We start from the raw sequence: 6000 nt of genomic DNA on the forward strand, positions 1-6000 counted from the left end.
TCCAAGCAAAAGAAGAACCGATAAAACGAATCCAGCACCCCAGAACAGGATGTCGGCCCTCAGCATCGCTTTGTCATGACACCAGGTGGAGCTCACACCTGCAAAGCCATTCGGCCGCCTCGCGATCAGGGGCGATGATAGCCTTTAGCGTATCGTTCGACGCCGAGACGACATTGTTCATCTGCAGGATGGCATCGGACCTAGCTCGATCCCATGCCTGAAGAAGCGTGCCTTTAGCAAATCCACGATCGTTCATTTTGCGGGCACTTCTTCGTTTAACTCGAACTCCTCATCATATGGTCATCGGAATTGAAGGGTGGCGCAAGCCGGTGCGGCGACCTCCGTTCAAGCCGCAGTTTCGGATGACACCGGCGATCCCGCGCGCAATGAGCTGACGGCAGAAGAAAGCCCCGCACCAGCCATCTCATCCAATCTTTGCCGCCGGAATCATCTCGCAAAAACAGCGGCTTGCTGGGGCGTTCAACGGGATGTGGCGCTTGAGGCCCGTTTGTTCAGAGGTATGTGGCGTCGCGTCCAAATGGATATGGCGCAGATCGAGCTAACTCGTTGATTTTCGGTGATACCCAGTTCAGAGGTTCGTGGCGGGCCACAAGGGCTTCCTTGAAATGGGCGTCTTTTGAGCTTACTTTGATCGCCAGATGATCAAAATAAGATCGGATCGTGCCATGACTGCTGCCGGGCTCAATGTCTCCGCCGCCCACTACGGCGAGAGCCACTCGTCCTTCCTCTCCGCGAGGCTGGTCGCCGATCGCCTCGGCGTGACGCTTGCGGAACTGGCAAAGCTGATCGGTGTCGCGCGCAACACGCTGACGGCGAAATCCAGCGCCCGTAAGGTCGATGCGGCGTTGAGCAACGTCGTACGCATCCTCGCCATGGCCGGCGAGATGGCGGGGGACGACAGCCGCGCCGTGATCTGGTTCAAGCACCAGCCGATCCCCGGCTGGGCCGGCAAGACGGCCTATGACCTTGTCGGCGAAGGCAAGGCCGACAAGGTACTCGCCTATCTCGAGGCCGTGCGTTCCGGTGTCTACGCCTGATGGCGGGAGGCGAGTCGGTGCGGCTGTGGCACGCCTATGTCCCGCGCTGGGCACATGCGCCGCTCTCCGGTGAGGGCGCTTCGCGCTTTGGCGGACGCTGGAATCCCCTGGATGTGCCGACAATCTATGCGGCCCGCGAACTTTCGACCGCCTGGGCGGAATACAATCAAGGTTTCGTCCAGCACCCGGCGCTGATCGCGCAGCTCGAGCTGCGCTATGCGCGGCTCGCGGACGTGACAACGGCGGATGAACTGGCCGTGTTCGGTGTCACTGCGGATATCCACCGTTGCGAATGGCGCGACGCGCTCGATTGCGGCCGTGTGCCGGAGACGCACCGCCTGCAGGCGGAGCTCAGCGCCCAAGGCTTCGCTGGCCTGATTTATCCGTCGTTCATGTCGCCCGGCGGCACCTGCGTCGCGCTCTGGCGCTGGAACGAAGGTGAAGGCCCCGAGCTGAAGGTCATCGGTCCCGAGGGGCGTCTGCCGAAGACACCGGCTTCCTGGCTCTGAAGCCGCCTCTCTGAAAGGCGCAACTCCGGACGGAAAACCGCTTCACACTTTTCCTGGAGTTGCTTCAGAGCACCTTGCCGGGATTGAGGATGCCGTTCGGATCGAGCGCGTGCTTGATCCGCCGCATGAGTTCGAGCTCGGCGGGGCTGCGCGAATGGTGGAGAAAATCGCGCTTCAACGTGCCGATGCCGTGTTCGGCCGATATCGAACCTTTGTAACGTCGTACGATCTCATAGACGATGCCGTCGACAATGTGCGGCGTTTCCGCGTCACTGTCCGATTGCGAGAAGGCGATGTGCAGGTTGCTGTCGGCGACATGGCCGAAGAAGGAGACGTGGGCGGCCGGGAAACGCGCGGAAAGCGCCTTGCCGCATTCCGCGGCGAAGCGGCCGATATTGCCGATCGGCAGGCTGACATCGAGGTTGATCAGCGCGGGCAAGAGTTGGTCCATCGCGTGGCCCTCGCGGATGTTCCAGAACGAGCGGCTTTCCTTCTCCGATTGGGCAATCAGCGCGTCGCTGATGATGCCGGCTTCGAGCGCTTCGCCGAGAAAGGCTTCGAACGCACCGCGCTCGCTGTCGTCACCCAGGAGATCCTGTTCGACGATCACGGCGAAAGGCGGAATTTCATCAAAAAGCTTCTGCTTTTCGGCCTCGGCGTTGAAGCGGAAATAGTTCTGCCACATGGCCTCGAAGGCTGAGAGCCCCGGCAGGCGGCGCTGGCAATATGTGAGGAAGGCAACCACATTATCAAAGCTGTCGAGGGCACAGAGCGCCGTTAGCCGGCCGGCTGGCAGCGGCCGCAGACGGAGGACCGCGTGGGTGATCACGCCGAGCGTTCCCTCGGAGCCGATGAAATACTGCCGGAGATCGTAGCCGGTGTTGTTCTTGATCATCTTGTTGAGCGACGAGATGACAGTCCCATCGGCCAGCACGACTTCGAGGCCGAGCACGTTGTCGCGCGTCACGCCATAGCGCAGCACACGGATGCCGCCGGCATTGGTGGCGAGATTGCCGCCGATCTGGCAGGAGCCGCGGGCACCAAGATCGATCGGCAACAGGAAGCCGGCCTCTTCTGCAGCGCGCTGCGCCACCTCGAGCGGCGTGCCGGCGCGCACTGTCATGGTCCCGGCCTGCGGGTCGATCTCCTCGATACCGGTGAAACGTTCGAGCGAAATCACCACCGCGTCGCTGCTGGCATTGGCGCCGCCGGCAAGCCCGGTCAGGCCGCCCTGGACTACAACTGCCTGGCCGTTCTCGTTGCAGAGGCGGAGGACTGCGGCGATCTCTTCGCTGCTTGTCGGTCGGATAACGGCCTTCGGGAGTTCGCGGCCGGTCAGGCTGGCGTCGCTGCGGTGGCGTTCGCCAATCTCGGTTCCGGTCAGGACGATGTCACCGAGGGCTTGTTTCAGGTCGTCGACGATCGTCATGCGCTTCTCCCGTTTCCGCGGCAATGGTTTGCCGCGGGCGTCCCTGCTTAGCGCATATCGAAGCAAACCGAAATCGGCCGACGAAGCTCAAGCGCGCTTCGTCGGCGGGTGGCCGGTGAGATCAGGTGCCCGTCCGGGCAAGCTCGAAGGCTTCCGTTTCGGCGCTCTCCTCGGCTTCTTGCTGCTCGGCCCTTGCCGGTGCGGTCGTTGCGGCCTGCTCTCTGTTGTCTCTGAAGAGTTTCCACTTTGTCGGCCGGAAGGCGATGCGGCTGTGGTCGCCGGCGGCGGCGCGTTCGGGCGACAGTTCGATCTCGACATGCGGATGGTTGCGGCCAAGATCGAGTTCGAGATGGCGGGTGCCGGCAACGCGGCGGCTGGCGGTGACGAGGCCGGCAAGACAGCCGCCGCAGCCGTCGATCAGCTCGATGTCGTGCGGGCGGAAGTGCAGGTTGGCAGGCCCGTCCGGCTCGGCCGGGGCCCTGAGCCCGATCGGCCGGTCCTCGAACCAGATCTCGCCGTTCTGGAGCGTGACGGCGAGCGCGTTCGACTGGCCGATGAAGCCGAAGACGAAGGGCGAGACCGGATGGTCGTAGATCTCGTCGGGGGTGCCGACCTGTTCGATCGCGCCCTTGCTCATGACGACGACGCGGTCTGCCAGTTCCAGCGCCTCCTCCTGGTCGTGGGTGACGAAGATCGTCGTGTGGCCGGTGCGGTCATGGATCTCGCGCAGCCACTTGCGCAGTTCTTTTCGCACCTGGGCGTCGAGCGCGCCGAACGGCTCGTCGAGCAGCAGCACGTTCGGCTCGACCGCCATGGCGCGGGCGAGCGCCACGCGCTGGCGCTGGCCGCCGGAGAGCTGGGCCGGATAGCGTTTGTCGAGACCGGAGAGCTGCACCAGGTCGAGCAGGTCGAGGGCCCGCTTGCGGATTTCGGCGGCCGGCGGCCTTCGGCCCGACGGGCGCACCTTGAGGCCGAAGGCGACGTTGTCGAGCACGGTCATGTGGCGGAAGAGGGCATAGTGCTGGAAGACGAAGCCGATGTTGCGCTGCTGCACGGTCTTTTGCGAGGCGTCCTCGTCACCGAAGAAGATCGTGCCGCCGGTCGGGCTTTCGAGCCCGGCGACGAGACGCAGCAAGGTCGTCTTGCCGGAGCCGGAGGGGCCAAGCAGCGCGATCAGCTCGCCGGAGCGGATATCGAGCGAGACGTCGTCGAGCGCCGGGAAGCGGCCGAATTCCTTGCGGATGTTGTGAACGCGCACGTCCATAGCGTTTGACCTTTCAATGCCTGCGGCTGGCGGCGATCTCGGCGCTGTAGCGGATCTCCAGCGCCGTCTTCAAAATCAGGGTGATCAGCGCCAGAAGCGCCAGCAACGCCGCCACCGCGAAGGCGGCGACGAAGTTGTATTCATTATAGAGGATTTCGACCTGCAACGGCATGGTGTTGGTCTCGCCGCGGATATGGCCGGAGACGACCGAGACGGCGCCGAACTCGCCCATGGCGCGGGCGTTGCACAAAAGCACGCCGTAAAGCAGCCCCCATTTGATGTTGGGCAGCGTCACGAACCAGAAGGTCTGCCAGCCCGATGCCCCCAAGGACAGTGCCGCCTCCTCGTCGCTGGAGCCCTGTTCCTGCATCAGCGGGATCAGCTCGCGGGCGACGAAGGGGAAGGTGACGAAGACGGTGGCGAGCACCAGCCCGGGCACGGCAAACAGGATCTGGATGCCGTGGCTCTGCAGCCAGGGACCGATCAGGCTGTGCGAGCCGAACAGAAGCACGAAGACGAGGCCGGAAATGACCGGCGAGACCGAGAACGGCAGGTCGATCAGCGTCGTCAGGAACGCCTTGCCCTTGAACTCGAACTTGGCGATCGCCCAGGCGGCGGCAACCCCGAAGACGAGGTTGAGCGGCACGGCGATGACGGCGACGATCAGCGTCAGGCGGATGGCCGAGAAGGTCTCGGTGTCGCCAAGCGCGGCAACGAATTCACCCACCCCCTTGCGCAGCGCCTCGGTGAAGACGGCGGCAAGCGGCAACAGCAAAAACAGCGCGACGAAGACAAGGGCGGTGATCGTCAGGGTCAGCCGGGCAAAGCGGCTTTCGGAGGTGGCGGCGGCCAGCGCCGGCAGGGCGGGCTGTGGGCCGGATGCGGGCAGAGGATTGGCGGTCAGATCATGCGACATAGACATATCTCCGCCGGCTCCAGGCCTGGATCGAGTTGATGAGGAGCAGCATGGCGAAGGAGATCGCCAGCATCACCGCGGCAATGGCGGTGGCGGCGGCGTAGTTGAACTCTTCGAGCCTGATGACGATCAGAAGCGGCGCGATCTCGGAGACATAAGGCAGGTTGCCGGCGATGAAGATCACCGAGCCGTATTCGCCGACGCCGCGGGCAAAGGCGAGGGCAAAGCCGGTCAAGCCGGCCGGCAACAGCCCCGGCAGCAGCACCCGGCTGATCGTCTGGAAGCGGCTGGCGCCAAGGGTGGCTGCGGCTTCTTCCACCTCCTTGTCGATCTCCTCCATGATCGGCTGCACGGTCCTGACGACAAACGGCAGGCCGACGAAGATCAGCGCGACGACGATGCCGGACGGCGTAAAGGCGATCTTCAGGCCGAGCGGCTCGATGAACTGGCCGATCCAGCCGTTGCCGGCATAAAGCGTCGTCAAGGCAATGCCGGCGACCGCCGTCGGCAGCGCGAACGGCAGGTCGACCATGGCATCGATCACCCGTTTGCCGGGGAACCGATAGCGCACCAGCACCCAGGCGAGGATGACGCCGAAGACGAGGTTGATGACGGCGGCGAGAAACGCCGTGCCGAACGAGATCTTCAAGGCATTGAGCGTGCGCGGATCGAGCGCCAGCTCAAAGAACTTGGCCCAGCCGAGCCCGCTTGCCCGCCACACCAGTCCCGACAGCGGGATCAACACGATCAGCACCAGCCAACTCAGCGTGATCCCGAGCGACAGCCCAAAACCAGGCAAAACACTCGGCTGGCGAAATCGCCAG

Annotated in this window: 6 protein-coding genes; 2 read left to right on the plus strand and 4 right to left on the minus strand. The window is 63.9% G+C overall.

Annotated features, from left to right (window positions below; translation table 11 throughout):
- Positions 1 to 686: 686 nt before the first annotated feature.
- Positions 687 to 1058, plus strand: coding sequence for an antitoxin Xre/MbcA/ParS toxin-binding domain-containing protein (locus tag ACTJKE_RS24955; protein ID WP_440692723.1), 372 nt, complete (start codon positions 687 to 689; stop codon positions 1056 to 1058).
- Positions 1058 to 1567, plus strand: coding sequence for an RES family NAD+ phosphorylase (locus ACTJKE_RS24960; protein ID WP_440692725.1), 510 nt, complete (start codon positions 1058 to 1060; stop codon positions 1565 to 1567). The genes ACTJKE_RS24955 and ACTJKE_RS24960 overlap by 1 nt, the downstream gene beginning before the upstream one ends.
- A 64-nt stretch (positions 1568 to 1631) precedes the next feature.
- On the opposite strand, the gene ACTJKE_RS24965 is transcribed toward ACTJKE_RS24960, so the two are convergent.
- The 4 genes from ACTJKE_RS24965 to cysT form a co-directional block, all read right to left on the minus strand.
- Positions 1632 to 2996 carry an FAD-binding oxidoreductase gene (locus tag ACTJKE_RS24965; protein WP_440692727.1) on the minus strand — a complete coding sequence of 455 codons (1365 nt, stop codon included), beginning with the start codon at positions 2994 to 2996 and terminating at the stop codon, positions 1632 to 1634.
- Positions 2997 to 3117: 121 nt separating this feature from the next.
- Complete coding sequence (locus ACTJKE_RS24970) at positions 3118 to 4260, minus strand: sulfate/molybdate ABC transporter ATP-binding protein (protein ID WP_440661272.1); 1143 nt, start codon at positions 4258 to 4260, stop codon at positions 3118 to 3120.
- A gap of 13 nt (positions 4261 to 4273) precedes the next feature.
- Complete coding sequence (cysW, locus tag ACTJKE_RS24975; protein ID WP_113515237.1) at positions 4274 to 5176, minus strand: sulfate ABC transporter permease subunit CysW; 903 nt, start codon at positions 5174 to 5176, stop codon at positions 4274 to 4276.
- Positions 5166 to 6000, minus strand: an 835-nt coding sequence (gene cysT / locus ACTJKE_RS24980; protein WP_063891439.1) for a sulfate ABC transporter permease subunit CysT, incomplete at its 5' end; no start/stop codon positions are given. The genes cysW and cysT, both read right to left, overlap by 11 nt.

The organism is Ensifer sp. 22521 (genome assembly GCF_052044795.1).
Lineage (GTDB): Bacteria > Pseudomonadota > Alphaproteobacteria > Rhizobiales > Rhizobiaceae > Ensifer.